This is a genomic window from Arthrobacter phoenicis (assembly GCF_047238215.1).
GTDB lineage: Bacteria > Actinomycetota > Actinomycetes > Actinomycetales > Micrococcaceae > Arthrobacter.
This window is the reverse complement of the sequence record NZ_JBDFMK010000001.1, coordinates 1,961,028-1,988,007: the sequence shown is the minus strand read 5'-3', so window position 1 is coordinate 1,988,007 and position 26,980 is coordinate 1,961,028. Positions and strand designations below refer to the sequence as shown.

Annotated in this window: 30 protein-coding genes and 1 riboswitch; of the genes, 14 read left to right on the top strand and 16 right to left on the bottom strand. The window is 68.2% G+C overall.

Annotated features, from left to right (window positions below):
• Positions 1–33 precede the first annotated feature (33 nt).
• Positions 34–1,239, bottom strand: coding sequence for an IS110 family RNA-guided transposase (locus ABC337_RS09280; RefSeq protein ID WP_412884214.1), 1,206 nt, complete (start codon positions 1,237–1,239; stop codon positions 34–36).
• A 376-nt stretch (positions 1,240–1,615) separates the two neighbouring features.
• Here ABC337_RS09280 and ABC337_RS09275 point away from each other — a divergent pair, with 376 nt between their 5' ends.
• Positions 1,616–1,834, top strand: a complete 219-nt coding sequence (locus ABC337_RS09275) for a hypothetical protein (protein WP_412884215.1) — start codon at positions 1,616–1,618, stop codon at positions 1,832–1,834.
• 92 nt (positions 1,835–1,926) lie between these two features.
• Here ABC337_RS09275 and ABC337_RS09270 read toward each other — a convergent pair whose 3' ends face one another.
• On the bottom strand, positions 1,927–2,076 hold the full coding sequence (locus ABC337_RS09270; protein ID WP_412884216.1) for a hypothetical protein: 150 nt from the start codon (positions 2,074–2,076) through the stop codon (positions 1,927–1,929).
• A gap of 154 nt (positions 2,077–2,230) precedes the next feature.
• On the opposite strand from ABC337_RS09270, the gene ABC337_RS09265 reads away from it, so the two are divergent.
• From ABC337_RS09265 to ABC337_RS09250, 4 genes are all read left to right on the top strand, one after another.
• On the top strand, positions 2,231–2,380 hold the full coding sequence (locus ABC337_RS09265; protein WP_412884217.1) for a hypothetical protein: 150 nt from the start codon (positions 2,231–2,233) through the stop codon (positions 2,378–2,380).
• Positions 2,381–2,720: 340 nt separating this feature from the next.
• The gene (locus tag ABC337_RS09260; protein ID WP_412884218.1) at positions 2,721–3,230 is read left to right on the top strand and encodes a hypothetical protein; all 510 of its coding nucleotides are present in this window, start codon (positions 2,721–2,723) and stop codon (positions 3,228–3,230) included.
• 138 nt (positions 3,231–3,368) lie between these two features.
• Positions 3,369–3,917 carry a dihydrofolate reductase family protein gene (locus ABC337_RS09255; RefSeq protein WP_412884219.1) on the top strand — a complete coding sequence of 183 codons (549 nt, stop codon included), beginning with the start codon at positions 3,369–3,371 and terminating at the stop codon, positions 3,915–3,917.
• A gap of 50 nt (positions 3,918–3,967) precedes the next feature.
• Complete coding sequence (locus ABC337_RS09250) at positions 3,968–4,591, top strand: LysE family transporter (RefSeq protein ID WP_412884220.1); 624 nt, start codon at positions 3,968–3,970, stop codon at positions 4,589–4,591.
• An 8-nt stretch (positions 4,592–4,599) separates the two neighbouring features.
• On the opposite strand, the gene ABC337_RS09245 is transcribed toward ABC337_RS09250, so the two are convergent.
• The 5 genes from ABC337_RS09245 to ABC337_RS09225 are packed head-to-tail and all read right to left on the bottom strand — an operon-like array spanning position 4,600 to position 9,787.
• Positions 4,600–6,228 (bottom strand): acyl-CoA synthetase, encoded by a 1,629-nt coding sequence (locus ABC337_RS09245; protein ID WP_412884221.1) that lies wholly within the window; start codon positions 6,226–6,228, stop codon positions 4,600–4,602.
• A gap of 34 nt (positions 6,229–6,262) precedes the next feature.
• A complete protein-coding gene (locus ABC337_RS09240; RefSeq protein ID WP_412884222.1) occupies positions 6,263–6,718 on the bottom strand; it encodes a MaoC family dehydratase in 456 nt (151 codons plus the stop codon).
• Between the two features lie 28 nt (positions 6,719–6,746).
• A complete protein-coding gene (locus ABC337_RS09235) occupies positions 6,747–7,955 on the bottom strand; it encodes an acyl-CoA dehydrogenase family protein (protein ID WP_412884223.1) in 1,209 nt (402 codons plus the stop codon).
• Position 7,956: 1 nt separating this feature from the next.
• The gene (locus ABC337_RS09230; RefSeq protein WP_412884224.1) at positions 7,957–8,850 is read right to left on the bottom strand and encodes an amidohydrolase family protein; all 894 of its coding nucleotides are present in this window, start codon (positions 8,848–8,850) and stop codon (positions 7,957–7,959) included.
• Between the two features lies 1 nt (position 8,851).
• Positions 8,852–9,787 (bottom strand): SDR family NAD(P)-dependent oxidoreductase, encoded by a 936-nt coding sequence (locus ABC337_RS09225; protein ID WP_412884225.1) that lies wholly within the window; start codon positions 9,785–9,787, stop codon positions 8,852–8,854.
• 184 nt (positions 9,788–9,971) lie between these two features.
• Here ABC337_RS09225 and ABC337_RS09220 point away from each other — a divergent pair, with 184 nt between their 5' ends.
• On the top strand, positions 9,972–10,379 hold the full coding sequence (locus ABC337_RS09220; protein WP_412884957.1) for a MarR family winged helix-turn-helix transcriptional regulator: 408 nt from the start codon (positions 9,972–9,974) through the stop codon (positions 10,377–10,379).
• 9 nt (positions 10,380–10,388) lie between these two features.
• Here the strand turns inward: ABC337_RS09220 and ABC337_RS09215 are convergent, their stop codons facing one another.
• On the bottom strand, positions 10,389–10,844 hold the full coding sequence (locus tag ABC337_RS09215) for an SRPBCC family protein (RefSeq protein WP_412884226.1): 456 nt from the start codon (positions 10,842–10,844) through the stop codon (positions 10,389–10,391).
• Positions 10,845–10,940: 96 nt separating this feature from the next.
• Between ABC337_RS09215 and ABC337_RS09210 the strand changes: the two genes are divergently transcribed.
• The gene (locus ABC337_RS09210; RefSeq protein WP_412884227.1) at positions 10,941–11,498 is read left to right on the top strand and encodes a hypothetical protein; all 558 of its coding nucleotides are present in this window, start codon (positions 10,941–10,943) and stop codon (positions 11,496–11,498) included.
• An 88-nt stretch (positions 11,499–11,586) separates the two neighbouring features.
• Here the strand turns inward: ABC337_RS09210 and ABC337_RS09205 are convergent, their stop codons facing one another.
• Positions 11,587–11,811 carry a hypothetical protein gene (locus tag ABC337_RS09205; protein ID WP_412884228.1) on the bottom strand — a complete coding sequence of 75 codons (225 nt, stop codon included), beginning with the start codon at positions 11,809–11,811 and terminating at the stop codon, positions 11,587–11,589.
• A gap of 87 nt (positions 11,812–11,898) precedes the next feature.
• Here ABC337_RS09205 and ABC337_RS09200 point away from each other — a divergent pair, with 87 nt between their 5' ends.
• Together ABC337_RS09200 and ABC337_RS09195 are read left to right on the top strand one after the other, a co-directional pair.
• Positions 11,899–12,240, top strand: coding sequence for a peptidoglycan DD-metalloendopeptidase family protein (locus ABC337_RS09200; RefSeq protein ID WP_412884229.1), 342 nt, complete (start codon positions 11,899–11,901; stop codon positions 12,238–12,240).
• Entirely contained in the window at positions 12,237–12,896 is a 660-nt protein-coding gene (locus ABC337_RS09195; protein WP_412884230.1) for a Type 1 glutamine amidotransferase-like domain-containing protein, read from the top strand. The genes ABC337_RS09200 and ABC337_RS09195 overlap by 4 nt, the downstream gene beginning before the upstream one ends.
• A 916-nt stretch (positions 12,897–13,812) precedes the next feature.
• Here ABC337_RS09195 and sigK read toward each other — a convergent pair.
• The gene (sigK, locus tag ABC337_RS09190; protein ID WP_412884231.1) at positions 13,813–14,397 is read right to left on the bottom strand and encodes an ECF RNA polymerase sigma factor SigK; all 585 of its coding nucleotides are present in this window, start codon (positions 14,395–14,397) and stop codon (positions 13,813–13,815) included.
• Positions 14,398–14,605: 208 nt separating this feature from the next.
• On the opposite strand from sigK, the gene ABC337_RS09185 reads away from it, so the two are divergent.
• The 4 genes from ABC337_RS09185 (at position 14,606) to pabB (ending at position 18,682) form a co-directional block, all read left to right on the top strand.
• Positions 14,606–15,301, top strand: a complete 696-nt coding sequence (locus ABC337_RS09185; RefSeq protein ID WP_412884232.1) for a TetR/AcrR family transcriptional regulator — start codon at positions 14,606–14,608, stop codon at positions 15,299–15,301.
• Positions 15,302–15,405: 104 nt separating this feature from the next.
• The gene (locus ABC337_RS09180; protein WP_412884233.1) at positions 15,406–15,936 is read left to right on the top strand and encodes a GNAT family N-acetyltransferase; all 531 of its coding nucleotides are present in this window, start codon (positions 15,406–15,408) and stop codon (positions 15,934–15,936) included.
• A gap of 104 nt (positions 15,937–16,040) precedes the next feature.
• On the top strand, positions 16,041–16,622 hold the full coding sequence (locus tag ABC337_RS09175) for a low molecular weight protein-tyrosine-phosphatase (RefSeq protein WP_412884234.1): 582 nt from the start codon (positions 16,041–16,043) through the stop codon (positions 16,620–16,622).
• Positions 16,619–18,682, top strand: coding sequence for an aminodeoxychorismate synthase component I (gene pabB / locus ABC337_RS09170; protein WP_412884235.1), 2,064 nt, complete (start codon positions 16,619–16,621; stop codon positions 18,680–18,682). The genes ABC337_RS09175 and pabB overlap by 4 nt, the downstream gene beginning before the upstream one ends.
• A gap of 34 nt (positions 18,683–18,716) precedes the next feature.
• Here pabB and cls read toward each other — a convergent pair whose 3' ends face one another.
• Positions 18,717–20,192: a cardiolipin synthase gene (gene cls, locus ABC337_RS09165; protein ID WP_412884236.1), complete on the bottom strand. Its 1,476-nt coding sequence runs from the start codon at positions 20,190–20,192 to the stop codon at positions 18,717–18,719.
• Positions 20,193–20,283: 91 nt separating this feature from the next.
• Here cls and ABC337_RS09160 point away from each other — a divergent pair, with 91 nt between their 5' ends.
• The gene (locus ABC337_RS09160; RefSeq protein WP_412884237.1) at positions 20,284–21,234 is read left to right on the top strand and encodes an aminodeoxychorismate lyase; all 951 of its coding nucleotides are present in this window, start codon (positions 20,284–20,286) and stop codon (positions 21,232–21,234) included.
• 24 nt (positions 21,235–21,258) lie between these two features.
• Here the strand turns inward: ABC337_RS09160 and ABC337_RS09155 are convergent, their stop codons facing one another.
• From ABC337_RS09155 to ABC337_RS09135, 5 genes are all read right to left on the bottom strand, one after another.
• Positions 21,259–22,029, bottom strand: coding sequence for a hypothetical protein (locus ABC337_RS09155; protein ID WP_412884238.1), 771 nt, complete (start codon positions 22,027–22,029; stop codon positions 21,259–21,261).
• 157 nt (positions 22,030–22,186) lie between these two features.
• A complete protein-coding gene (locus tag ABC337_RS09150) occupies positions 22,187–23,266 on the bottom strand; it encodes an ACT domain-containing protein (protein ID WP_412884239.1) in 1,080 nt (359 codons plus the stop codon).
• On the bottom strand, positions 23,263–24,558 hold the full coding sequence (locus ABC337_RS09145; RefSeq protein ID WP_412884240.1) for a glycosyltransferase family 2 protein: 1,296 nt from the start codon (positions 24,556–24,558) through the stop codon (positions 23,263–23,265). The genes ABC337_RS09150 and ABC337_RS09145 overlap by 4 nt, the downstream gene beginning before the upstream one ends.
• A complete protein-coding gene (locus ABC337_RS09140; RefSeq protein ID WP_412884241.1) occupies positions 24,545–25,489 on the bottom strand; it encodes an ATP-grasp domain-containing protein in 945 nt (314 codons plus the stop codon). The genes ABC337_RS09145 and ABC337_RS09140 overlap by 14 nt, the downstream gene beginning before the upstream one ends.
• Entirely contained in the window at positions 25,486–26,391 is a 906-nt protein-coding gene (locus tag ABC337_RS09135; RefSeq protein ID WP_412884242.1) for a PIG-L deacetylase family protein, read from the bottom strand. The genes ABC337_RS09140 and ABC337_RS09135 overlap by 4 nt, the downstream gene beginning before the upstream one ends.
• A gap of 466 nt (positions 26,392–26,857) precedes the next feature.
• A riboswitch (SAM riboswitch) is annotated at positions 26,858–26,970 on the top strand.
• Positions 26,971–26,980: the final 10 nt, after the last annotated feature.

The following is a 26,980-nucleotide window of genomic DNA, read 5'->3' as shown; positions in this document are numbered from 1 at the left end:
CTAGCCCAAAGAGATACTGGGGCCGGTAGGAGCTCAGGCAGCTAGACCCAGTGCCTGGACCGGAACCGGTGTGTAGGTGGTTCCGTCGCGGAGCATGGCCCAGAGAACGTTCAGCCGGCGCCGGGCCAGGGAGAGCATGGCCTGAATATGGGTTTTGCCTTCGGTGCGTTTTCGGTCGTAGTAGGTCCGGGAGGCAGGGCAGCTTTTCAGGGCCGAAAGCCCGGAGAGGTAGAAGACGCGCAGGAGCCTGCGGTCATAGCGGCGTGGCCGGTGATGGTTGCCACTGATCCTGCCGGAATCGCGGGGCGCGGGTGCGAGGCCTGCGACGCCGGCGAACCGGTCCGCGGTTTCGTAAACGGTGAGGTCTCCGCCTGTGGCCCCGAGGAACTCGGCTGCGAGAACGGGGCCGAAGCCGGGCATGCTCAGCAGCACCTGCGTGTGCCGGTGTTCCGTGACTGTCTCGCTGATCAGAGCATCGAGCTCGGTCAGCTCTTCGTTCAGCGTCAAAATCTCTCTGGCCAGTGCGGCGACGATCCCCTCCCCCATCTGCTGGGCCGGAACGATCGTGTGCTGGGATTTGGCGGCCTCGACCGCGGTTGCCGCAACGGCAGCCGAGGACCGGGCCCCTTGCTTCTTCAGCCAGGCGTGGATCCTGGCCTGCCCTGCGCGGCGGATCCCGTCCGGCGTCCGGTGTTTGGTTAGCAGTGTCAGGGCTGCCTTGGAGCGGCTGTAGTCGAAGGCCCTTTCCAGCGCGGGGAAATATTCGAGCAGTTGGGCCTGCAGGCGGTTGATTGCCCGGGTGCGGTCCGCGGATTTGTCGGCCCGCCTCGCGGTGAGGATCCGCAGCCCCGTGCTGATCTCGTCCCCAGCCCGCAAGGGTTGCAGGTCGGTTCGCATCCGGGCCTGGTCGGCAATGACGGCCGCGTCCTTGGCGTCGGTCTTCCCTTCGCCTCGATAAATTTTGGAGGCGTGGTGCACCGTCCGGCCGGGAATGTAAAGGATGTCCTGGCCATGGCCGATGAGCAGGGCGATGAGCAGCGCCGGGCCGCCGTGGTTCAGGTCGGTCGCCCAAACTACCGGCTCCCCGCCTGCCAGCTCCAGAACACTGGCCAGGAGCTGCAGCAGCGCGGGTTCATCATTCGGGATTCGCTGGGAGAGCAGGCGGTTTCCGTCCCCGTCGATCACAAAGCAGTGATGGTGGGCTTTGCCGGCATCAATGCCGGCCCATAGTTGCACCAAGAACAGCCTCCAGTCTGTCGGATGGTTATGGGTCCCAGCAGATAACCGCGCCGTCGTGTTTTTATCCGGCGATCATGTCGCGTCTCTCAATCAGCGGTCGGGTCATCGCGGGGTGACGGGCGGCCAATCCTTCGAAGCCGTCACGCGAAAGTCGTCCGGTACAGCAGCCAAAGCCATACCCGCCTCCCCTGGGTAGCCACGACCCTACAATGGCCGCGGAACTGAGCCCCGTAACAACATAAGGACAGCAGCCAAAAAACGTCGAAGACGTAAGAAAAGGGCCAGGGCAGCCGGAGCTCTGCGACGGAGGCACTGGACCAACAGCCGGCCGCGCCAGCGGACGACCGATCTGGTCTTTGGTTCTACGCTGGGGGGCATGGGCAACGTAGACCTGGTACATTCGCCCGCGCACCGGCCCCGGCAGCGGTGGCCGCTGGCGCTGGCGGTGGTCTTCACCGTGGCCTTTCTGGGTGCGCTGGCCCTGGTTGCCGTCGATCTAACTGTCGGCCGGCCTTTGGCCGGCGACCTCTTTGTCGCCGGCCTGAACGGCGCGGTGGCCGCGGCGCTGTGGGCCTTGCGGGCACGAGGATTCTAAAAGCGAAGGCGCCGGCACGATTGCTCGTGCCGGCGCTTTCTGTTTTCCCTCTGCAAAGGAAATCTGTGGGGCAGCGTCTCGCTGCCTGGTCGTTAGAAGTTGTGGTGTTCCTGGGCCCATTCGGTATCGACCGGGCCGATCTTTTCGCCGGCGGTGAGCAGGCTGAGTTCAATGATGTCCTCGGTCAGGCTGGGGTTGGCGGGCCGGGCGTCGTCCTCGGTCATGGTGAATTCGTGGCTCATGGTGGCGCTCCCCCGCGTTGGTGCCGTGTTCGTTCCTCCACTCTAGCCGGGGTTTTTGCCTGTTTCCTGGGATGCTAGTCGTTCGACGGCTGGGCCGTCGATGAGCCGGGTCGTGAGAGGCTGTCAGGAGATTGAGCGCTCACCAGGGGGAAACATGGTTTCGATCGTCATATCCATACTTGTTTTTGCAGTGCCGGCGGCGGTGATCACCTTTGCCTTGTACTGGATCATTCGCATGGGCGTGAAGCATGGCTTGCGGTCTTACTACGCGGAGCGGCAGCAGCAATCCGAGACTTCCATCTAGGCTTCTTCGCCGAGCTGGAGATGGTGTGGCTGCGCCCGCGCGAGCGTCTGGGCGGCCGGAGGAGCGCCAGCGGGGGAGGCCGCCCAGACGCCGCAAAAGGACGGCCGGTGTTGCTGGTGGAGCTTGCGGAGCTGTGCCGGCCGGGCCTACGCGGCCCTCAAAGGCCTAGTCCGCCCATCGTTCGGGCACGCGGGGAACACCTCCCCACCGCCTGAGCGGCCGCACCTGCACAGGAACGCCACAGTGCTACCAAAGTCCTGCCCTACCTGCGCGGGCGACGCTGGATTCAGCCGAAAAGACCGGCTGGCCCGGATTCCGGGCTCCAGGAAAGGAGCAACACATGGCAAAGATCAACAAGACCACGGCGGCCATCATGCTGGCGGCGGTGATCGGCGGCGGCGCTGTCGGCGCCGCCGTCCCCGCAATGGCGGCAGACAACACCGGATCGACGTCGTCCAGCGCCACCAGCGGCACCGCGGCGGGCGGCTACGGGGCGGCCGGGACCGACGGCGGCCAGCGCGGACCGCATCAGGCCAACGGCAAGACTGAGGAGGTACTCACCGGTGACACGGCAACCAAGGTCGAAGCCGCCGTCACGGCAGCCCAGCCCGGAGCAACGATCGACCGGATGGAAACCGACGCCGACGGCGCCACCTACGAGGCCCACATCACGAAGGCCGACGGCACCCGGGCCACCGTCCTGCTGGACGGCAACTTCACCGTGACCGGCACCGAAGACATGGGGCAGGGCGGACCGGGCGGCCACGGCGGCCCCGGTGACGGCGACGGCGACGGCGGCCAGGGCGGCACGGGCCAGAACGACGCCGACGCTCCCGCGACCAACGGATGACGCGGCGGGGTACCGGGGCCGTCGGCCCGGGTACCCCGACCGTCCGGCCCCCGGAGGCAACCCGGCCGCCCGGAACCCATTCCCTCCGCGCGGATCTGCCGCTAGGGTGCAGGCATTGACCCGATGTGAGGAGAGCGGATGCGCAAGGTAACGGCCGGATTGTTCAGCTCGGTGGACGGCGTGGTGGAGGACCCGTTCCTCTGGCAGTTCGACAGCTTCGACGCGGAACTGGGGGCCGGCATGGGCGAGATGATGGGCCGAATCGACGCCGGGCTGCTGGGCCGGGTCGGCTACCAGCAGTGGTCGGAGTACTGGCCTAACGCACAGGCCGATGACGACTTCGGCGCCTTCATCAACCCGCTGCCGAAGTACGTGGCCTCCCGGACCCTCAGCGGGGACCTCGCCTGGCAGAACTCGCAGCTGATCGAGGGTCCGCTGGAGGACTTCGTAAAGGAGCTCAAGCAGGGCGACGGCGGCGACATCGGCGTCTTCAGCAGCATCTCCCTGGTCCGCCAACTGTTCTTCGCCGGCCTGCTGGACAGCCTCATGCTGATCGTCCACCCGGTGGTTGCAGGCAGCGGCCGGAAGCTCTTCAACGACGGCGACCCGCTCAGCCGGCTGGAGCTGCAGTCCTCCGAGCAGACCAGCAAGGGCAACATGATCCTCAGTTACGGCCGCCGGGACTGAGCAGCGGCCCGGATGCGGGCGCCGGCAGCGGCGAACCGTAAGCTTGGCGGGTGCAATTCTCCCTCTGGCTGGCCCTGGTCGGCGCCGGCGTACTGATCAGTTTCACGCCCGGCGCGGGCGCCATCAACACCATGAGCAACTCGCTCAACTCCGGCTTCCGGCGCGCCATCTGGGGGATCCTGGGCCAGCAAGCGGCCCTGGTCCTGCACATCCTGATCGTGGCCCTCGGCGTCGGCGTCCTAGTGGCCAGCTCGCCGCTGGCGTTCAACATCATCCGCTACGCCGGCGCCGCGTACCTGGTGTACCTGGGCATCCAGCAGTTCCGCCACAAGCCTGACCTGGACCAGGAGAAAGCCGCGGCCCTGCGGAACGAGCCGGCGTTGTCCATGTTCCGCCGCGGCCTCTGGGTGAACCTGCTCAACCCGAAGGCGATCATCTTCTTCCTGGCGTTCATGCCGCAGTTCATCCGCCCTGACCAGCCGCTGCTGCCGCAGTACCTGGTGCTGTCCCTGACCGTGATCGTGATCGACATCCTGGTCATGTGGTTCTTCTTCGCCGCGGCCGCCAAGACCTTCCAGCGGTTCACGCACGACGCGCGCGGCCAGCGGATCCTCAACCGCGTCTTCGGCGTCCTGTTCATGGCCGTCGGCGTGCTGCTGGCCGCCATCCACTAGGACAGGCGCTACACCGCGCCCTGGGTCAGCTTCCGCAGCTCTGCCTTGCGGATCTTGCCGCTGGCAGTCCGGGGCATCTGGTCCACGAATACGACGGACTTCGGGATCTTGTACCGGGCCAGCTTCCCGTCCAGGTGCGCGCGCAGCTCCTCCTCGGTCAGCCGGGCCCCGTCCCGCAGCGACACCACGGCCCGCGGCACCTCGCCCCACTTCTCATCGGCCACGCCGATCACTGCCACGCTGCCGACGGCGTCGAGCTCGGCGATTACCTGCTCCACCTCGGCCGGGTAGATGTTCTCCCCGCCGGAGATGATCATGTCCTTGAGCCGGTCGGAGATGAAGACGAAGCCGTCGTCGTCTGTATACCCCATGTCGCCCGACTTGAACCAGCCGTCCGGCGTATACGACTCGGCCGTGGCTTCGGGCCGGTTCCAGTATTCACGGATGACGTTGGGGCCTTTGATCTGGATCTCCCCCACCGTTCCCGGCGCGGCCGGGCCGGGAATGGGCTCCAGAGGGTCCGCCACCCGGACGTCGGTGAAGAAGTGCGGCAGTCCGGAGGAACCGGCCTTCTCCCGGGACCGTGCCGCCGGCAGCGTGGTGGCGCCCGGGGCGGTCTCGGTCATGCCGTAGCCGTTGGAGAAGTGCAGTCCACGCCGTTCGTAGGCGTCCAGGACCCGCAGGGGAACGGCCGAGCCGCCGCAGGTGAGCTTGTTCAGCGAGCCCAGCTCCGTGCTGTCCCAGTCCGGGTGTTCGCAGAGCATCTGGAACGTGGTGGGCACCCCGCTGAGGGTGGTGGCCCGGTGCCGCTGGATCAGTTCCAGGGTCCGGCGGGGGTCGAAGCGGGCCTCCAGGACCACGGTGCCGCCCTTAAGCAGCGTAGGCAGCACGCCCATGTCCAGCGAGGCCACATGGAACATCGGGGAGATCATGAGCGCCACGTCGGCCGAGGAAAAGTCGAAGTCCACCAGCACGTTGATGCAGTTCCAGGTGATGTTGCCGTGCGTGAGCAGCGCACCTTTGGGGCTGCCGGTGGTGCCGGAGGTGTAAAGGATCATGGCCCCGTCGTCCAGGGTCACGACGATGTCCGGGGCGTCGGGAGACCCTGCGGCGAGCGCCTGCTCGTAGTCCTCGACGGCGGCGCCTTCGCCCCCTCCGACGTGCCCGCCCGGTTCGGTCCCGGGCACCGGTTCGGCGCCAGGCACCGCTTCGGTGCCGGACGCCGCGCCGGCCGTACCGCCGTCGTCGACCACCAATCGGGTCCGGACGCCCGTGCCGGCCGAGCCGCGCCCGGCGAGCCCGGCCAGGCTGGCCGCGTGGACCAGGACGGCGGCGCCGCAGTCCTGCAGCTGGAACTGGATCTCCGGTGGCGCCAGGCGCGTGTTCAGCGGGACGAACACGGCGCCCAGCAGCCCGGCGGCGAAGAGCGTCTCCAGGAACGCCGGGTCGTTCTCACCCAGGTACGCGACGCGGTGGCCCTTGGTGACGCCGCGTCGGCCCAGGGCGTCGGCCAGCCGGACGGCCCGCTCGGCCAGCTGCGCGTACGTCACGGCCCGCTCGCCGGCGATCACGGCGGTTTTGGTGCCCGACTTGGGACTGCGCCGTTGCAGCCATGAGCCGATGCCGAAATTCTCCACGGCAGGTCCTTTCGAGAGGCGGAGCCGGGGCGGCTTACTTGTAGAAGCGGGCGAGGAACTCGGCGACGACGGCGGGCCGTTCCTGGCCTTCGATCTCGATGGTGTTGGAGACCTTGATCTGGGCGCCGCCCTTGACCTCGGTGACCTCGGCGATGGTGGCCTGCATCCGGATCCGCGAGCCCACCTTCACCGGGGAGGTGAAGCGGACCTTGTCCAGGCCGTAGTTGACCTTGGTGGTGACGCCCTCGACGTCGAACAGCTCGCCCCAGAACGGGATGATCAGGGACAGGGTCAGGAAACCGTGCGCGATCGGGGCGCCGAAGGGCCCTTCCTTGGCGCGTTCGACGTCGACGTGGATCCATTGGTCGTCCCCGGTGGCCTCGGCGAACTTGTTGATTTGTTCCTGCGTGATTTCGCGGTAGTCGGTGACGCCGAGGTCGGTTCCGGCGAGGGTGAGCAGCTTGTCGAAGTCGACAACGAGGTTGGGCATGGCGGGCTCCTGGAGTTGGTGGGGGTGGTTAGTGGGTGAAGGCGCTGTGGCCGGTGAGGGCGCGGCCGATGATGAGGGCGTTGATGTCGTGCGTACCCTCGTAGGAATAGATTGCCTCGGCGTCGGCGTGGAAGCGGGCGACGTCGGCCGCCAGGGTGATGCCGTTGCCGCCGACCACCTCCCGGGCCAGCGCCACGGTTTCGCGCATCAGCAGGGAGGTCTGCATCTTGGCCAGCGCCGAGTCCTGGTCCCGGTAGACGCCGCGGTCCTGCTGTTCGGTCAACCGGACCACCAGCGAGAGGGCGGAGGTGACGTTGCCCAGCATCCGGGCGAGCTTCTCCTGGACCAGCTGGAACGAGCCCAGCGGCCGGCCGAACTGCTGCCGTTCGGTGACGTAGCGGAGGGCCGCCTCGAACGCGCCGGCGGCGGTGCCGGTGGCAATCCAGGCGACGTCGGAGCGCATCATCCGCAACATCGCGGCGACGTCGCGGAACGAGTTGACGTTGTGCAGCCGCATCGCCTCGGGGACGCGGACATCCGCCAACGTGATGTGGGCGTTCTGCATCATCCGCAGCGAGGCCTTGCCGTGGATTTTTTCCAGGGTCACGCCCCCGGACTGCCGGTCGACCAGGAAGCCCTTGACCTGCCCGTCGGCCTCGTCGCGGGCGAAAACGGCCAGCACGTCGGCGGTCAGGGCTCCCCCGATCCAGCGCTTGGCCCCGTTGAGGATCCAGTCGCCGCCGTCGCGCCGGGCGCTGGTGGCCAGGCCGCCGGCGATGTCCGAACCGTGCTCCGGTTCGGTCAGGGAGAAGACGCCCTTGAGCGAGAAGTCCAGCACCCTGGGGAGCCATTCGGCCCGCTGCTCCGGGGAGGCGCCCACCGTGATGGCGGTCCGGAAGAGGCCGGCCTGGGCGGTGTAGAAGGTCGCCAGGGACGCGTCCGTGCGCGCCAACTCGAAGATCCGGAAGCCGTGGTAGATCCCGCGGGCCGGGGTGTGGCCGGGTCCGGGCGGGCCGGTCACCTCGGCCGGTTCCATCAGGTCCAGGTCGATCAGCGGACCGGTCAGCTGGTCCGGGAAGTCGCCGCGTTCCCAGTAATCGGCCAGCAGTGGCCTGGCCTGCTCATCGAGGAAGGTCCGCAGCCGGCCCAGCACCCGCCGCTCCGCAGCGGTGAGCAGCGCCTCGGCGTCGTAGTAGTCGCAGACGCCGTAGAGGCGCTCGGTGGTTTCCGCGCCCACCTCAACCACCAAGCCCGAGCAGGCGGACGGCGTTGGCCTTGAGGATCTTCGGCCGGACCTCGTCCTTGAGCGGCAGGTCGGCGAAGGCGCCGAGCCATTTCTGCGGGGTGATCAGGGGGAAATCGGTGCCGAAGAGGACCTTGTCCTGCAGCACCGAGTTCGACATCCGCACCAGCGACTCCGGGAAGTACTTCGGGGACCAGCCGGAGAGGTCGATGAAGACGTTGGCCTTGTGCGTGGCGATCGAGTTCGCCTCGTCCTGCCACGGCACGGACGGGTGGGCCATGATGATCTGAAGCTCCGGGAAGTCCGCGGCCACGGCGTCGAGCAGCAGCGGGTTGGAGTACGCCAGCTTGATGCCGTAGCCGCCCGGCAGCCCCGCGCCCATGCCGTTCTGGCCGGTGTGGAATATCGCCGGCAGGCCCAGCTCCTGCAGCGTCTCCCAGAGCGGGTAGAACTGCTCATCGGAGGGGTCGAAGCCCTGCAGGCTGGGGTGGAACTTGAAGCCGCGGGCGCCGAGCTCCTCCGCCTGGTGGCGGGCGCCGGTGATGGCGTCCGGGCCGGTGCGCGGGTCGACGCTGCCGAACGGAATCAGCACGTCATTGTTGCGGGCGGCGCCGGCGATCAGCTCGGGAATGCTGTTGGGTTCGTGTTTGAGCTGGGTGCGGGCGTCCACGGTGAAGACGACGGCGGCCATGTTCAGTTCGCGGTAGATCTCGGCGATCCGGTCCAGCGACGGCGTCCGGTCCTCGGCCTTGAAGTACTTGGCGGAGGCCTCGGTGAGGGTTTCGGGCAGGGAGTTGTGGCCGCAGCTGTCCACCTCGAGGTGGACGTGCATGTCGATCGCATTGAGCGCGGCCGCGTCGATGCCGGGTTCGTACCGGGTCGAGGCCATCTCAGCGGGCCTGCGCCGGTTCGGGCTGCAGCTCCTCCGGCAGCGGCAGGAACTCCTCGCCCACGCTCTGCAGCTTGTCGCCAAAGAGTGAGTCGAAGTTCTCCACGAGGTCCTGGTAACCCCAGCCGCCCTCGCGGTACTCGGTGGCGGCGGCCTCCGGGTGGGTCCAGAGCTGGAGCCGGTCGCCACCGGCGCCGATGGCCTGGCCGGTGATCCCGGCGGCGGCGTCGGAGGCCAGGAACGCCACCAGCCCGGCGACGTCGTCGGCGGTGCCGAAGCCCAGGTCGTGGCGGAAGAAGGCCGGCATGGCCTCGCCGCGCTCGTCCGCTTCGACGGCCTTCTGGAAGTACGGGACGGTCTTGGTCATGGCGGTGGCGGCCACGGGGATGACGGCGTTGGCGGTCACGCCTGCCTTCTTCATCTCCAGCGCCCAGGTGCGGACCATGCCCACGATCCCGGCCTTGGCGGCGGCGTAGTTGGTCTGGCCGAAGTTGCCGCGCTGGCCGGTGGGCGAACCGATGGTGATGATGCGGCCGGGAACCTGGTTTTCCTTGAAGTAGCCGAAGGCCTCCCGGGCGCAGGTGAAAGTGCCCTTGAGGTGGACGTTGATGACGGCGTCGAAGTCCTCGTCCGTCATCTTCAGCAGGCTCTTGTCCCGGAGGATGCCGGCGTTGGTGACCAGGATGTCCAGCCGGCCGAACGTGTCGACCGCCGCCTGGACCAGCTGTTTGGCCACCTCGGAGCTGCCCACGGGGGCGACGACGGCGGTGGCGCGGCCGCCGTCGGCCTCGATGGTGCGGACGGCGTCGGCTGCAACCGCCTCGTCGACGTCGTTGACGACGACGGCGGCGCCCTGCCGGGCCAGTTCCCGGGCGTAGGCCAGGCCCAGCCCCCGGCCGCTGCCGGTGACGATCGCTACTTTTCCTGCGAGGCTCATTGCCGCTCCTTTGCTAGCTGCCGCGCGTCCTGCACGGCGGCGTGGGACGTTGTTCTGGATCCATGAAAGTATGGATAATTGAGAAAGTCAATGATTTATTTTGTCGACCATTGGAGCCGTAATGACGATCGAAGCCACGGGCGCACCGGGCACGGACCGGGCGGAGAAGCTCACGGCCGCGCCCATGGCCGGCGACGCCGGATTCCTGCTGGCGAAGCTCCATGCTGCCGGCTCGGTCCTGAACAACCGGGCGCTGGCCGGGTTCGGGTTGAAGGAGCGCTCCTTCTCCGTGCTGGCCCTGGCCGCCTGCGGGCTGGAGCCGACCCAGCGCGAGATGGCGGAGTTCCTCAGCCTGGATCCCAGCCAGATCGTGGCGTTGATCGATGAGCTTGAGGGCCGGGGGCTGGTGATGCGCGCGCCCGGAAAGCAGGACCGGCGCGCCAAGACGGTCGCCACCACCGACGCGGGCGACGCCGTTTTCTGGCAGGCGACCTCGGCTGCCCGGGAGGCCGAGGTCGCCGCCCTGGGCCGGCTCAGCGCCGAGGAGGCCGGACAGTTAAAGACCCTGCTCCGGAAGGCGCTGTGGGGTTAGCGAACCGGGCTACTCAATGAGCGTGCCGCCGGCAAGATGCCGGTTGCGCGTCTCGATCAGCTGTTTGAGGTAGCGGCCGAGCACCGCCTTCTCGACCAGGCGCCCGAGGGGGCCGAACGGTGCCGAGAATTCGATGCGGTCCAGCATGAGGGTTCCCGCTCCATCCGCCCTGAATTCATGGACGTGCCGGAACCGTCGGAACGGACCCCTCACCTGCTCGTCAACGAAAGAGTCAGGCGCGTGCATCTCCGTAATCCGGCTGGTCATGTGCAGCGGAATGCCGAAATGGTGGGCCCGCCAGGTCACTTCCTCGCCGAGGGAAATGAGGCCTGAGGTCACCCCGGCGATGGCTTCTTCCCGGGAGTGCGCCAGGGAATCTTTGTGGACGTCGATGTTGCGCGCACGATCAAACATCTCCGCCGGGGGCATGGTGGTGCGCGTCCTGCATTCGAAAGTGACGGCCATCGTCAGAGTATTGCAGGGTTTTGATCCCGCCCCGAGTGCATTCGATATCCCGCTCCCGCTATTTCACCCGGGCCGCCCCTATGCAAGACTGCCCCCATGGATGATCCGCGAAGCCGCATCCATCCTCTTCTTCGCCAAGGCGAGGAGCTGTTGTGGGACGGCCAGCCTGACCCGAAGGTTCGTTTCACCGGTGCCGATGCATTTCTCATTCCCTTCAGCATTTTGTGGGGAGGATTCGCGGTCTTTTGGGAATTATCGGCCATCCGCATGGCCGCTCAGCCATTCTTCGTCTTGTGGGGTGTGCCGTTCGTCCTGCTGGGCCTCTATTTCATCTTCGGACGGTTCATCGTGAAGGGGCGTCGGAAGCGGATCACGGCCTACGGGCTTACTGACCGCCGGGCCATTGTCCGCGTCGGTGACCGGACCGTCGTGGATTCCCCGCTGGGCACTGTGCCCACCAAGATCGACCGATCGCGCGACGGCCGCCATGCGAATGTGGTGTTCGGCCAGCAGGGTTTGATGGGCGTTGTCGGCATGTATCAGAACACCGGTCTCGACTTCATGGGTCTGGGAATGGGCCAGGCCGTCGCCTTTTACGACGTTGCCGATCCTGGCGATCTGCTGAGGGCGCTGGACCACGTCGGGGTTCGGTGACAGGCCGGGTCAGTGGGCCGAATGTGTGTGGACTCTGGTTTTAGGGAATCGCGGACGCCAGAATGAACCGCATGGCCCTGGCTGCGAACTACGGTCCTCCCGTCGTGCTGGGGTACCCCTTGGCCGGGAGCTTCCGGGCACGGAAGAGCCCCGCGCGGCGGGTGCCGAGCCACGGAACGGACTTGATGGGGACCACCTTCGCCATCGATTTCATCCCCGTTGATGAGGACGGTCGGTCCGCGCCGTTGAACTGGCGGGCCGTGGCTGCGACGGAGCGGCCCGAAACCTTCGTGGGATTTGGGATCGATGTCATGGCGCCAGCCGCGGGACGCGTCGTGGTGGCCCAGGAGGGGAGGACGATCACGCGGCACGCCGGTCGCAACTGACGCTGCTTGCCTACATGGCAGGGCAGCCCCGGCGCATCCGGCGCGGGGCGGGCGCCATCGCGGGGAATCACGTCGTCGTCGCGATCGGCGGCAACGGGCCGTACGTCTTGGTTGCCCACCTGCGGCAGGGATCCGTCAGCGTGGTCGTGGGCGACGTCGTCGAGCGGGGCCAGGTGATCGGACAGTGTGGGAACTCAGGAAACAGTACCCAGCCGCATGTCCACGTGCAGGTGACGGACAGCGTTGACTGGCCTCGTGCGCACGGACTTCCCCTCGCGTTCCAGACTGCCGCCGGCATCGAACTGCCCGGAGAGTCCCAAATCATCCGATCCGCCACCACCGGAGGTAGTCCTTGAAACTCTTGCTGACATCAGGCGGCGTCACGAATCCGAGCATTCGCTCCGCGCTGCTTGACCTGCTGGGCAAGCCCGTTGAGGAGTGCCACGCGCTGGCCATCCCCACGGCACAGTGGGGCCACCCCGCGTGCGGTCCGGAATCGGCGCAGCGGTTCGTGGCCGCAGGGACGGGCTCGCCGCACCTGTCCGGCCTGGGCTGGGCCGCGGTCGGCGTCCTGGAACTCACCGCCCTGCCGAGCATCGGGCAGGAACGCTGGATCCCGTGGGTCCGGGACGCCGACGTGCTCCTGGTCGACGGCGGTGACGCGAGCTACCTGGCCCACTGGATCCGCGAGTCCGGGCTTGAAGGACTCCTGCCGTCGCTCCCCGAAACGGTCTGGCTCGGGGTGAGCGCCGGGAGCATGGTCATGGCTCCGCGGATCGGGAAGGACTTCGTCCATTGGCCGTCGGCGCCGGACGACCGCACCCTTGGAGCGGTGGACTTTGCGATCTTCCCGCACCTGTTCGCCTTCCCGACCAACACCATGACCGACGCCGAACGGTGGGCGGAGGAGCTGGGCAGCCCGGCCTACGCCATCGACGAGCAGACTGCCATCTCAGTGGTCGACGGCTCCGTCGACGTGATCTCCGAGGGAACCTGGAGGAGGTTCGGCTAACGCCCCCCCTTTGCTGAACCTTGATCCGTTGTCCGGCTGTCCGGCCGGTGTTAGCGTGGGGGCGATTGGGGGGAGGTGCTGTGACGGGTTTGGAGTTGCTGGAACGTTTCGTCCAGCTGGATGTCGCGGTCCGCGCGACCATCGGTTCCGGGCTTCCTCCTATCGCGGCCGTAGCGCTTTTGGCGCTGGTCGTTGCCACGGCCATCGCCATGGCCCACACCTTCCAGGCACTTCTCAACCGCCTCGTTGTTTTCATCGGCTGCGCCGTCGTCGGTGTTACTGAGGAGCCGCTCAGGCGGTTACCCCTCTCATCCGCGTGGCCGCCACCTGCCGGCGGTCCGGGCCCCCGCGCTCCTGGCGGTCACGGAAACCGCCCCTGAGCCATCAACAGCCGAAGTCCACGGCCTGACCCCTCGCGGCCATAGCCAATCCGACCGGCTGCTCCTCACCGGCTCACCGGGCGACCTCGTCACCGAGTCATTCGCCACCGCCACCAGGAGTTTATTGCCGTGTCCCCACACATCCCCGCACGCACAGTGCCTTCGTTTCACCGCCCGCTCAGTTCCCGGCCCATCCGGCGCCTTGCCTTGCTAACCCGTCTGGGCCGTCGGCTTTACCGCCGCGTGGCACTGCGGGCCCTCTCGTTCGGCGGCTGGGTCTGGCTCGCGGCCGGCTCCGCCATCGGATTCGAAGCCTTCGACATTCTCTTTGGAACCTTCGCAATCGCCCCGGAATTGCTCCCGTTCGCCATCCTCGGGATCGCACTGGTTTGGTATTTCCGGGAGCGGTTGAGGCGGCTCACCGCACGTGCGCGCGCATACCGACGGCTCAGGAGGCTCGGCGGCGGCCGGAGGCGCCAACGAAACCACGGCTGCGGGGACCGGCCCGTCTAGCCGGCCGCCACTAGTCGGCCCGCTTAGGCGACACCGAGTTGGGCCCGTAGCCGGCTCAAGCCGTCGCGGATCCGTGACTTGATTGTGGGCAGAGGCACAGACAGCTTTTCTGCCACCTCCCGGTAAGTGAGGCTGCCGAAGTAGGCCAAGAGGATGGACTCGCGTTGCAGGGGCGAAAGGACTGTGAGGGCTTCGGAAACCTGACGGACTTCCATCCTGTTCGTGACCGCCTCGCCCACTTCGTCAAAAGGATGCTCCCATTCGGCCGTCGCCCAACGCGCGTCGCGGTCGGCGCTGCTCTGCCACGAACGGACCTTATCTACCGCCTTGCGGTGCGCCATGGTCACAAGCCATGCATACGGGCTGCCAAGTGCAGGGTTGTACGTGTCCGCGTTCTGCCAGACCAGGAGGAACACCTCCTGCATGACTTCCTCACTGAGTTCAGGATCCCGGACAACACGCCGCACCACGCTGAACACCCGCGGCGAAGTGAGGCGATAAAACTCGGAAAAGGCCTCGTGGTTACCCTCTGCGGTTTCAACCAACAAACCGGCCAGGAAGGTTCTGGCTTCATCCTGCCCGGACGGCGGTCGGTCCAGTGTCTCCATAGTGTCTTTTCGGTCAGTCCGCGTCAGCCCCCAGCGGGCCACCGATGAAGCAATTGAGGAGCGTATGGTGAAACCAAGAGGATGGTGGCTGCCCGGTAAAACCAGAGCCCTACCAGCCGGGTGAAGAAACAGCGGAGAACGCTCGTTCTCCGCTGTCGCTTACATTAGAGAACGATCGTTTTCCACGCAAGCCGAAAGGGACCAAGGCATGTCCGTGCCAGAAGCTGCGGCAGGGCCGACGTCTTCCATCGACGCCGCGGCGGCGGCAGAGGATGCCGTCCGGGAAGGCATTGTGACCGCCGTCGGGCCCCTGTTTTACGCGCGCGGATTCACCACGGTGGGCATGGATGAGGTCAGGGCAGTTGCCGGCGTCTCGCTCAAGCGCCTCTACCGGCTCTTTCCCTCGAAGGAAGACCTCGTTGAACAGGTCCTGCTTGGCTGGCGGGAGGACTGGGAGACAAATATCGTCGCGCAGGTGGAATCCACGCAGGTACCCCGTGACCGCTTGCTGGCCGTGTTCGATTTCCTGGCCGCCTGGTTCACATCGGAGGGGTTCCGGGGATGCGCCTTCATCAATTCATTTGGCGAGTTGAGCGGAACGTCGGGAAGAATCGGCGCCATTGTCCGGGCACAGAAAGCGGAGTTCCAGGACTACCTGGCCCGGGTCGCAGCCGAAACGGGCGCACCCGCCTCACTTGCCCCGCAGTTGGCCATCCTGGCGGAGGGCGCGGTGACGACGGCCGCCATTTCCGCCAGTCCGGAGCCGGCGCGCCAAGCCCGGGCCGCCGCGGAGATACTTATCGACGTCGCGCTTGGTACGCGCCCCAATCCCCGCCAAGGCTCCGACAGCCAGGAGGACACTCCCCGGGCCGGATCTGCCGTAAGCACCGTGCCAACGGGCTAGCACCGGCTGCCCCGACCGCCAGCGTTGACTCGGCGGAAAGAAGTGCCCCACGTCGGCCCGAGAAAATCCGAGGCCGCAAGGCGGCGACATGGCAGACTGCCAGAGTGATCGCGTCCCTCACCCTGCCCGAGACCCTCCGCAGCTCCGCCCGTGAGCTGACCCTGCGCAGGGCCACCGAGAATGACCTCACCGCCCTGATGCGCCTCCTCGCCGACGACCCAATCAGTGCGGCCAGGGGCGACCAGGCCGACGCTTCGGATACCGAGGCCTACCGCTCCGCACTGCTGGAGATCACCGCCGACCCCGCCAACGAGCTGCTCGTCGTGACGGACGACGGCGGTGAGCTGATGGGCACGATGCAGCTCACCAGGATCCCCGGCATGGCCCGGCGAGGCTCCACCCGGCTTCTTGTGGAAGCCGTCCGCGTCCGGAGCGATACCCGTTCGGGAGGCATTGGAACGGCCATGATGCGCTGGGTCACCGACACCGCTGCCCCGGCACTCGGCGCGTCCCTGGTGCAGCTCACCTCGGATGAGGCCCGCAAGGATGCCCACCGGTTCTACGAGCGTCTGGGCTTTGTGGGATCCCACCGTGGTTTCAAATACCCGATCTCCTCTTCGGCCGGCAGCAAATGACTAGCACCTGCACGGCCGGCCGGCGGGCGTCACTTCTGCCTGCGTGACCGGTCACACAGTGCACTTTGCTGGTCAACGGGCCCGCGCATCCCTCATGCTTAGTCATGACCTCAACGCGGAGCCAGTACCGGATTATCACGGTGTGCACCGGAAACATCTGCCGGTCGCCCATGGCCGAGCTAATGCTGGCCGAGGCTCTGGCCGCGGAGCAGCTGACCGGCGTCGACGTCGACTCCGCCGGCATCACCGCCTACGAGGTGGGACGCCCCATCGATCCGCGGGCAGCCCGTAAGCTCGCCGCCCACCAGATTCCCTCGGCGGGCCACATCGCGCGCGAATGGCGCAACGAATGGTTCCAGTCCCGGGATCTCATCCTTGCCATGGACGTCGACCACTACGGCTGGCTGCGGCAGGCGGCCCCCGACGCCGCGTCCCTGTCCAAAATCCGCATGCTCCGCAGCTTCGATCCCGCCGTCGCCGGCAGGGACCCCCTGGACCAAGGCATCGAAGACCCCTGGTACGGCGGCCATACGGACTTCGACATCACCTGGGACCTGATCCACGCCTCCCTGCCCGGCCTCCTCGACCACGTCCGGGCCGCCCTGGCCCGCTCCGCCGCCGGCCTCCGGTCCCTCCCGGCCCCGGACGAAGCCGACACGGAGCAGCGGGTACGCTCTATTTCATGAGCCCCGCACCCGTCATCATCGCCATCGACGGACGCTCCGGGGCAGGCAAAACCACCCTCGCCATTGAACTCGCGGCACGGCTGCGGGAGCACCGCACGGTCTCACTCTTCCACCTCGAGGACATCTATCCCGGCTGGAACGGCCTGGCCGCCGGGATCGACCGCTACGCCGCCACCGTCCTGGCACCGCTCCGGCGCGGCGCCACCGCGCACTGGACCAGCTGGGACTGGGAGCGGCACTACGACGGCGAGGGACGCACCACCCGCCCGGCCGACGTCGTCCTGGTCGAGGGTGTCGGTGCAGCAGCCGCTGAGGCCGCGCCGTACCTCGACGCCGTGATCTGGGCCGACGCCCCCGACGGCGCCCGCAAAGACCGCGCCCTGGAGCGCGACGGCCACACCTACGCCCCCTACTGGGAGCAGTGGGCAGAGCAGGAAGAGGCCTGGCTGGCCGGAGACGATGTCCGCGCCCGGGCCGACGTTAGGGTCCTCAACCACGCCGACGGCGCCGCCCCCGGCCAGGTGTTGCAGGCGCTGCTGCACCTTCCCGCCCTGGCCATGCTGCTGCACCCGGAACGGCAGGCCCGCCACTCGCTGCCCCTCCATGCCGAGCGGATCGACGCCGCCCCCGACCCCGCACTCCTCTTCGATGCTCTCTACGGCGGCTCGGAGCGGGCCGTCTGGCTCGATTCCTCCCTCACCAGCGACCCGGCGGGCCGGGGCCGCTTCAGCATCCTGGCCGACGACGGCGGCAGCCACGGCCAATCGGCCCTGCACCGCTCCGGCCGCACCGTGATCCGCACTGGCGGCGCGGCTGCCACCATCGAGGGCGGCTTCTTCCGGTGGCTCGACGCAGAGTGGAACAGCAGACCGCTCCGCTCCCCCGACGACTACGGGTGCGGCTTCGCCCTGGGCTGGCTGGGCTACCTCGGCTACGAACTCAAACGGGAAACCGGCGGCAGCGACGTGGCCGCCGTCACCCCGGACGCCGCGCTGATTTTCGCCGGCCGGGCCGTGGTCCTCGATCACGCGGAGAGTGCCGTCTGGCTGCTGGCTCTGGAGGACCCCGACGCCGCCGGGTGGCTGGCCACGGCCAGCGACGCGATAAGCACTGCGGCAAGCGTGGTGGTGGGCACGGCATCAACGGGTGACAGCACGCCCGTGCCAGAACGCGCGGACGGCGGAGGTAGCGCGGCACCGCCGGTGTTCACCGCCCGGGATACCGCGGCCGGCTACCAGGCCAAGATCGCCGAGGCGGGGCACCAGATCGCCGAGGGCAACAGCTACGAGGTCTGCCTCACCACCGCCCTCACCGCCGAGGTTCCGGCCGGCGCCGTCGACCCGTGGGAGACCTACCTGGCGCTGCGGCGCCGGAATCCCGCCCCGTTCGCCAGCTTCCTGCGCCTGGACAACGTCGCGGTCGCCAGCACCTCTCCCGAGAGGTTCCTGCGGATCACCGCCGACGGCGCCATGCGGGCAGAACCGATCAAGGGCACGCGGCGCCGGTCTTCGGACCCGGAGGCGGACCGCGCGCTGCGGGATGAACTGGCCGCCGCCTCCAAGGACCGGGCCGAGAACATCATGATCGTGGATCTGCTGCGCAACGACCTCAGCCACTTCGCTGTCCCGGGGTCGGTCTCCGTCAGCCGCCTCTGCGCGGTGGAGAGCTACGCCACTGTCCATCAGATGGTGAGCACCATCGACGCCCGGCTCCGGCCCGGCGCATCCCGGGCCGAGGCGGTGGCGGCGTGCTTCCCGGCAGGCTCCATGACAGGCGCCCCGAAGGTCAGCACCATGGCCATCCTGGACCACCTTGAGGCGGCCCCGCGCGGCGTCTACTCCGGCGCCGTCGGCTACTTCTCGCTCGACGGCGGCACCGACCTCGCCGTCGCCATCCGCACCTTGGTGATGCACGACGGCGCCGGGGAGGGCACCACCCTGAGCCTCGGCGTCGGCGGCGCGATCACCGCCGACTCGGACCCCGCCGAGGAATACGAGGAGATCCGCACCAAGGCTTTCGGCGTGCTCTCGGCCCTGGGCTCTGTCTTCCCGCGCGGCTGAGAGCCCCGCCTGATCGCCCGGCTAAAAGCCCCCGCTACTGCAGGGTTGCGGTCAGGCGGGCGACGTTGTCGATGTACTTGATCCGCTTAGGCCGCTGCATCCACTCCTCGAGCTTCAGCTCGCGGGAGATGCCCCGGTACGTCTCCTCGACCTCGCGGATCCGGCTGACGATGTCCTCGCCGAGCATCATCACGGAGACCTCGAGGTTCAGCGAGAAGGACCGCATGTCCATGTTGCTCGAGCCCAGCACGGCCACCTCGTTGTCCACGGTGAAGTGCTTGGCGTGCAGCACGAACGGGGCCTTGTAGAGGTGGATCCGCACTCCCGCCTCGAGCAGCGCCTGGTAGTAGGACTGCTGGGCGTGGTGGACCAGGAATTGGTCGCCTTTTTCGGAGACGAAGAGTTCGACGTCGACGCCGCGCTGGGCCGCCGTCGTCACCGCGTACAGCAGCGAATCGTCCGGGACGAAGTAGGGGCTGCAGATGGAGAGCTTGTGCTGCGCGGAGTAGATCAGCGTGTTGAAGAGGCGGAGGTTGTTTTCCGTGATGAACCCGGGGCCGCTGGGAACCACCTGCGCGGTGATGTGGCCGGGCACCGACTCGGGCCGGTGGCCCAGCTGGTGCTCGAGCGACTCGTCGGTCTCGCTGAGCCAGTCGGTGGCAAAGACGACGTTCAGGGTGGTGACGATCTGGCCGCGCATGCAGGCCATCAGCTCCACCCATTCGCGGCCCACCTTGCGGTGCCGCGGGTTGTTGTAGGAGGGCTCGATCAGGTTTTGCGAGCCGGTGAAGGCGACCTCGCCGTCGATCACCATGATCTTGCGGTGGTTGCGCAGGTCCGGTCGGCGCCACTGGCCGTGGACGGGCTGCAGCGGCAGCATCGGCCGCCAGCGGATCTTGCTGGCCTTCAGGCGTGCGATCAGCTTGCTGTAGCCCTTGATCCGCAGGGTGCCCAGGTGGTCGAACAGCAGCCGGACCTCGACGCCGCGTTCGGCGGCATCCTCCAGTGCCGTCAGCAGCTCATCGGTGACGTGGTCGGAGCTGAGGATGTAGAACTCGGCGTTGATGAAGCTCTTGGCCTCGCGGGCCGCGGCGGCCATGGCCTTGATCGAATCCGGGTAGCCCGGCAGCAGCTCCACGCTGTTGCCGTCCACCATCGGCAGCGACCCCAGGGTCTTGTTTAGCTCCGCGGCGGAGGCCACCCATTCGGGGCCGTCGTAGCGGCTCTCGACGGCGGCCAGTTCCGAGGTGCCGGCGCGGATCCTGGTGTTCACGGCCTCCTGCTGGGCACGGCGGCGGCGGGAGAGCCGGAAGTTGCCGAACAGCAGGAACAGCACCAGGCCGACGGAGGGAACGAAGAAGATGCCCAGCAACCACGCCATGGCGGTGGTGGGGCGGCGGTTGCCGGGGATGATGCCCAACGCCAGCACGCGGATGGCGAGGTCGATCAGCGTGAGGATCAGGATCGCCCAGGACGGGAGAGACCCCACGAACGGTAAAGGCCAGAGCACAGGCGAACCCCTCAAGTTCCAGACCCGCGGAACAGTTCCGGAACGGGCAATTTGCAAATCTTATCCCGGCGCGCCGCACTAAGCTGAAGCCATGACTACGTCCGCCTCCGCTCCCGCCAACGCCACGGTGCTGGTCTTCCTCGATCCCGCGTTCGAGGACGGCCGCGTCGCCGATTCCTCCAAGCCGCAGCTGATGGCCACGGACCAGGGTGCCACCCGCGGCGACGGCATCTTCGAATCCCTCCTGGCCGTGGGCGGCCAGCCCCGCAAACTGCCGCGGCACCTGGCCCGGCTGGCCGGTTCGGCGCGGACGCTGGAGCTGGAAATTCCGGCGGAGGACGCCTGGCGGAAGGCCATCGCGACGGCGCTCCGGGAGTTCCGTGCGGGCGCCCCCGAGGACGGCGACGACGAGGTGGTGGTGAAGCTGATCGCCACCCGCGGAGTCGAGGGCTCCACCGTCCCGACCTGCTGGGTGCAGGCCTCCACCCCGCCCGCGGCCGGCCGCGCGCAGCGCGAGAGCGGCATCGACGTGATCCTGCTGGACCGCGGCTATGACAGCGAGGTGGGCGAGCGCGCGCCGTGGCTGCTGCTCGGCGCGAAGACGCTCTCCTACGCGGTGAACATGGCCGCGCTGCGCTACGCCCACCACCAGGGCGCCGACGACGTCATCTTCACGTCCTCCGACGGCCGGGTGCTGGAGGGCCCGACGTCGACCGTGCTGCTGGCGCACCTGGAAACCGCCGACGACGGCGACGGCGGGACCCGAACGGTGCGCCGCCTGATCACCCCGCAGCTGGACAGCGGCATTCTCCCCGGCACCTCGCAGGGCGCCCTGTTCGCCGCCGCGAAGGCCGCCGGCTGGGAGCTGGGCTACGGCCCGCTGGTGCCGGAGGACCTGTACGACGCCGACGCCGTGTGGCTGATCTCCAGCATCCGGCTGCTGGCGCCGGTCAACCACATCGACGGCAAGGAAATCGGCACCGCCGACGTCCGCCGCCAGTTGACCGCCGAACTGAACGAACTGTTCGCCACGGTCCAGTAGCTGCCAGGACGTCCGCGTTCCCGCTTAGCCCTGGGCCAGGGCGTCGCTGACGATCTTCGCCAGCGTGGCGGCCGACTCAGCACCCACGCCCTGGCCGATGGCCACGGCGGAGACGGACAGGGAACCCTTGATCCCGGTGACGACGGCGGTCTGGGTGGCCTGCCCGTCCGGCAGTCCCTGCGTGGTCAGGGACCCGAAGGACGCGTCCCCGCCGGTCTCGACGGGAAGGACCTCCGTCTTGCCGGTGATCTTCTTGCCCTGCAGTTCGATGGTGTAGTTGGCGCACTTGCCGGCGTTGTCCTTCGCGGCGGCGGCCCCCTTGGACAGCACGGACGGGTCCGAGACGGACACCAGGGTCACGGTGGTCATCGCCTGGCCGGAGGAGGACTTCGCCACGCCGCCGGTGTAGGTGCTGCCGGCCGGGATCTGGCCGCTGGTGTCCACCAAGGCGGCGCATTCCTGCGGGGTGATGACGGCCGCGGAGATCATCTGCTTGGCCGCCGCGATGCCCGTCTCCAGCTGGTCCGCCGGGACCGCCGTCAGAGGATGGCCTTCCCCGTCTTTCAGGCCGACCAGGATGGTGCCGAGTTCGGCGGTGGAGTAGGCCTTCGGGCTGGCGGTGGGGCTGGGGCTGGGCGCCGACGACGAGGCTGCGGCCGTTGCCTGGGATCCGGCCGCCGACGTTTCCGGGGCGCCGGTGGACGGGGCAGCGGAGGAACCGCCGCCGGAGCACCCGGCCATGGCCAGGCCCGCGGCGATGATCAGGGCGGAAGGTGCGAGGCGGTGCGTGGTCATGATGTCCCCCAAAGGATTGTGCGGATACGTGCGGTGCGAATAACAGCGGTGCGGATGGTTGCCGTGCGGATGCCAACGGTGCGAATGAGCGTGGAGAGGTGCGTGTTGTGGGCGAGCCTACGACATTGCCGGCCGCCGGGACAGCCCGCGCCCGGTGTCATGACCACGCCTTGCGCAGGGCCGCCCACGCGGCGTCGTCCAGCATGCTCGAGGGGGTGACCGCGACGGCGTCCGCGCCGCCGGCCACCGAGTCCGCGAGCGCGGTCTCCAGGTCTGCGGCTGACACGGTCCCGGAGCGTGCCCACATCCCGGTGGAGATGACGAACCGTCCGGGCCTCGCCGCCATGGCCGCGGCCAGTTGCCGCGAGTAGTCCGGGCCCTTGCCGTTGAGCGCAAAGTAGTTCCACAGCACCAGCCGGTCCGCCGCCTTGGCCAGCAGGGCATAGTCATGCCCGCTTTCCGGCCGGTCCCCCGCCGGGTCCTGCCACGGCGCCCGGACGTCCATGTCCAGGCTGGCGCCGTTGGCGTGCGCGGCGGCGGCGGCCTTGGCCACCACGGAGGCGAGGGCCCCGGACCGCCAGGCGCCGATGCTGGCGTCCCCGGTGTTGATCCCGCCGTCGGCCTTCCGCGGCCAGTCCTTCGCGCCGGTGGCGCGCAGGTAGGAGTCGCGGTCGTCCCCGCCGTAGGTGTTGTCGTCGAACATCAGCTCGGTCAGCGCCACGGCGTCGGGGTGGTAGCGGAGGGTCACCTCGTCGACGAACTCCACCAGCCGCTGGCCCACGGGTCCGGTGGTCAGGGCGGTGACGCTGGCGAAGTCCTTGGACCGGGTGCCGTCGAGGTTGATGCCGGCCAGGCCCTGGTTCTTGGCGATCCAGCCCGGGATCAGCAGGTCGATGGTGAGCGTGACCCGGCGTTTGCTGCCGTTGCCCGCGGTGCCGAGGGCCTTGATGGCCTCCGCCACGTGGTCGCGGCCGCCTGCGGCTTCAAGCTCGGGGTGTTTGTCCCACCGGAACGCCGTCCAGTCCAGGCGGCCCACGCTGATAGTGACGCTGTTGGCGTTGACCTCGTCGAGCCGCCTGGCCAGGGCCGGGAGGCCGCCGGGGTCCTCGACCACGGTTTCGTAGCCGACGCCGACGGTGCGCTCCGGCGCCGGTGCCTCCGCCCGGGGAGGCGCCGGCGCCGAGCAGCCCGTCAGGGCAAGCATTGCCATGGCCAGCGTTGCGGCCAGCAGCCTCACACCCTGACCTCGGTGATGGCCGCCGCCGTCGGGACGCTGACCACTCCGGTGCGCTTCAGCTTGTTCCAGTGCGCCTGCTTGCCGCGGGTCTCCTGCAGCAGCGCCGCCGCCATGGTGAGGCCGGTGAACACGGAGTAGAAGGGGACCAGCGGCAGGGTCCAGGCGTGCCGCAGGTCCGGCCACGCCCGGTTGAGGGAGAGACCGAACAGGGTCAGGACCGCCGTGACCACCAGCCCCAGCCAGCCCAGCACCGCCCACGCGTCGGCGCCCAGCGGGCTCCGGCCGCCGGCCACCAGGAGCAGCAGGTCCGCCAGCAGGGCCAGCTGCAGGACGGGGAGTGCCACCATGGTCACGGTGTTGAACAGCAGGTACGCGCCGAACCGGCCGCGCCGCAGGTTCCCGATCATGTCCTTGTGCACCCGCATGGTCTGCAGCAGCCCCCGGGCCCACCGGACCCGCTGCCGCCAGAGGGCGTGCACCGTGGACGGCGACTCTGCGTAGACCAGGGCCTTCGGCGCGAACACCACGTTGTACCCGGCCCGGTGCACCCGCCAGGTCAGCTCCAGGTCCTCCCCCACGGTGTCCTCGCGGAACGGTCCGACGTCGGCCAGGACCGAGCGCGGGAACGCACCGATGTTGCCGGAGACGATCGGCAGGCAGCCGATCACCGTCAGTGCCCGCCGGACCAGGCCGGTGCCCACGTGGCTGATGAACGCGAGCATCCGGGTTTGGACGCGGTTGAGGTTGACCGGCCGGTCGTCGCCGCAGACGGCGCCCACGCGGCGGTCCGTGAAGCCCTGGAGCATCCGCTTGACCGTGCTGCGGGAGAAGATGCCGTCGGCGTCGACGAACATCAGGACCTCGCCGGTCGAATAGTTCAGGCCGCGGTTCAGTGCGGCGCCCTTGCCGGCGTTCTCCTGGGTCAGGACCGTGATCCTCGGGTCCCCGGCGGCCAGCTCGTGCATCAGTTCCAGCGTGTTGTCCGTGGAACCGTCGTCCACCAGGACCACGTCGTAGCGGTCGTAGGTGGTGAGCTGGATGGACCGGACGCAGTTCTCGATCACGGTGGCCTCGTTATAGGCCGGGACGATGATCGAGACGGTGGGCCATTCGTTCAGCAGGGTCCCCTGGCCGCTGCGGCGCCGGCGGGTCACCTGTACCTGGAACCAGAGGGCCAGCGGCAGCACCAGCAGCTTGAGCAGGCCGAAGACCAGCACCGGAATGCCGAGCGCCACCAGCAGCAGCTGGGCGCCGGGCATCAGTCCGGCGAGGAGATTCTCATACCAGGGCATGGGCGAACGCTCCCCTCGTCTGCAGGAACGACGCCGGGTTGAAGGCCGGGAGCGAGAACGAGGCGAGGACGGCGTCGAGCAGTTCCGGCGCGCGCTGGCTGTTCGCCCCGAACCGGGCATTGATTTCCAGCACCACCGGGGTGCCGTCGGCCCGGCGCCGGACGTCGAGGTCCACCGGCCCGGTGAGGGACAGGGCACGGACGGCGTTCATTGCCAGGTTGCCGACGTCGTTCGCCTCCCCGGCCTCCACCCGGCGGGTGCTGAGGGCGTTGCCGACCTCGCCCTGCGCGAGCGCGGTTTTCTCCACGACGACGGCGAACGGCGGGGTGGTGTTGTGCGCCGGGGTTCCGAAGACCATGGGCCCGTACTCGGTGCCGGGAATGAATTCCTGGACGATCAGGCCGCCGGGAAGTCCGGCCCAGTCGACGTCGGAACCGCTCCGGACCACTGTCACGCCGCGGCCGCCGCGGGACACCCGGGGCTTGATGACGACGGGTCCGCCCAGGAACTCGATGGCCTCCTCCGCGCAGCTGAAGTCCCGGGGGACCCCGAAGGCGGGAACCGGGACGCCGGCGGAGTGCAGCTGCCAGGCGGTGTAGAGCTTGTCGTCGGCGAGCGCGACGGCGCCGGGCGGGCCGATGATGACGCGGACGTCCGGGCCAAAGCCGGCCCGGAAGGCGGCCAGGCGGGGCAGTTCCTCGCTGACCGTGGGGATCACGAGGTTGATGCCTTCGGAGGAGACCAGCCGGCGCAGTGCGGACACCAGCTCGGGATCCTTGGCCTCGGGCACCCGGACCACCGGGACCCCGGAGACCTCAGCCAGGTCGCGGATGTCCGTGCCGAGGACCGGGATGCCGCGTTCGGTCAGTTGCGCGGCAAGGGCCCGGCCGGCGGGGCCGCCGACGCCGGTGACCAGCACGCGGGGCTTCACAGCTTCTCCATTTCGGTGCTCAGCAGGCGGACGGGTTCATAGGCTTCGGCGACCCGGCGGCGGGCTTGGCCGCCGCGGAAGGAGGCGATGCCGCGGACCCGTTCGGGCGTCATGTAGGGCTTGGCGAGCTGGTCGCTGTGCATCTTCACCGCCTGGACCTTGGCGTCGACGTAGTCGTCAATGTCCACGAAGACGCTGGGGTTGAATTCCCGGGTGGCGGAGGGGCTCTCGTAGCAAAGAATGGAGTGATGCTGCCGGGCGGCCCGCAGGGTGGCCTGGTGCACCGCCTGGTGGTCCTGGTGCTGGTCGTGGTTGGAGTGGGTGAGGATGATGTCCGGGTTGAAGCGCACGATCGCGTGCTCGATGGCGCCCACCATTTCCTGGCTGTGGCGGTGCAGCTCGGTGTCCGTGAAGTTGTGGTGGATCATGCCGGTCAGGCCCATGAAGGTGGCGCCGCGCTGGGCGTCCAGCGAACGCTCCAGGGCGTTGCCGCCGCGCTTGCCGTCGCTCATCACCAGCCCCTGCACCTCGTGGCCGGAGTCGACGAACTTGGCGAGCGTTCCGCCGCAGGCCAGCTCCAGGTCATCCGGGTGGGCGCCGATGGCCAGCACCCGGCGGGGCTGACGGGCCGGGCTTCCGCCGGTGCGCAGGGCGGTCAGCGCGATGGCGAGGGCGGTGAGTCCGCCCAGGGTGGCGGTCAGGTCCGCGGTCTGCCAGAACTCGGAGGCGTCCAGGGCAAAGGCGGCGACGTTGGCCAGCAGGAGCACTACGCCGGTGGCGAGGGAAATCCGGCGCAGAAGTTCGGGACGGCGCAGGCGGCGGTGGAACCAGGATTTCCCCACTGCCGCTGCGACCAGCAGCGCAATCAGCAAGACGATTATCAAGACGTAAATCGAGACCATGAATCTTTCCAGTTCTTCTTCGAGGTGCCGGCCGCCACCAGTGCTGTGCCGGACAAAATGATGGATCTGCAACCCGCCCGGCAGAGGCTGCCGGGTTCTGGAGGGAAGGATTGCTTGTCAAAGAACCGGTCCGCGGTATCCCGGCGGAGACGTCAAAACCCATGCGCCAGCGGCGCTGCGCAAACGGCCGGAAGCGGCCGCGCAGCGGGTGCTGAAAAGGCGTATGCGGTATGTGGAGACCCAGCTGAGACCTTGGACTGCCACTTCAGTAAACGTGACGCCCCTATCGGAAAACCCGAGTAGGCAATACCCGAAAAGCATTCGGCCACCGCGGACGAGATCGACTTTTTGTACTCGATCAGGACGGGCGCGATACTCGGTTGGGCTGCGGAGGACAGCCTCCCGTGACCGAACATGACGGGGTCGACGCGCGGGTGCGGGCCCCGGGGTGCTAGGTTTTTTGCAGAGTAATGAGAACCGGTGCCAAGCCCTGACTGGCCGGTCGGCAACCCTCCTTTTGCGGCGGGGTGCCTCAGGTGACTACTCGGCAATCGACCATTCGAGCTGCAAGCGTGAACGTAAGGAGTTT